Here is a 688-nt window from a genome sequence, read left to right on the forward strand (position 1 = left end):
TCGGCGGGGGCGAGCAGCGCGGCCCGCTCGTACGCCGCGTCGGCCTCCCCGGGCTCTCCGGCGGCGTCGTGGAACGCGGCCAGCGCGGCCAGGCACGGCAGCAGCAGGGCCGGGTCGTCCCCGGCGGCGCGCAGGGCCTCGCCGAGCGCCTGCCGGGTCTCGGCGTCCTCGGCTCCGGCCCCGCGCAGCGCCCGCGCGAGATCGAGCAGCGCGGGCCCCCGTACGGCGTCGGGCGCGTGCTCCCGCACCAGCACCGCGCAGGCTTCCCGCAGTTCGGGTACGGCGGCACCGGGGTGCCGCAGGTCGAGCAGGATCCGCCCGCGCAACAGCAGCCGAGCCCGGTGCGCGGCGACTTCCCAGGGCACGTCGGGCGCCCCGGCGGCTCCGGGCACGGTCGCGCCGTCCCGGTCGGCACCGGGCGCGGACATGCCGTCCCCGGGCACGGCGGCCACCGGCGCGGCCTCCGGCACCGGACCGCCCGACGCCGACGCGACGGTGCCCCCGTCGCCGGCACCGCCACCGGACCCGCCATCGGTACGGCCGCCACTGGCCCCGCCGCCATCGGTACGGCCGTAACCGGACCCCCCGCCGGCGACCTCGCCGTGACCAGACCCGCCACCAGCGGACCTGCCATCAGCGGCCTCGCCGTAACCGGACCCGCCGCCGGCGACCTCGCCGTGACCAGACC

1 pseudogene is annotated in these 688 nt (G+C 80.5%); it reads right to left on the reverse strand.

Going from position 1 to position 688, the window contains the following annotated elements:
- Positions 1-452 (reverse strand): annotated as a pseudogene (locus tag CCN44_RS35830) (hypothetical protein); the annotation flags it as partial.
- Positions 453-688: the final 236 nt, after the last annotated feature.

It is taken from the genome of Streptomyces tricolor (assembly GCF_002155905.1).
In the GTDB taxonomy this organism is placed as follows: domain Bacteria; phylum Actinomycetota; class Actinomycetes; order Streptomycetales; family Streptomycetaceae; genus Streptomyces; species Streptomyces tricolor.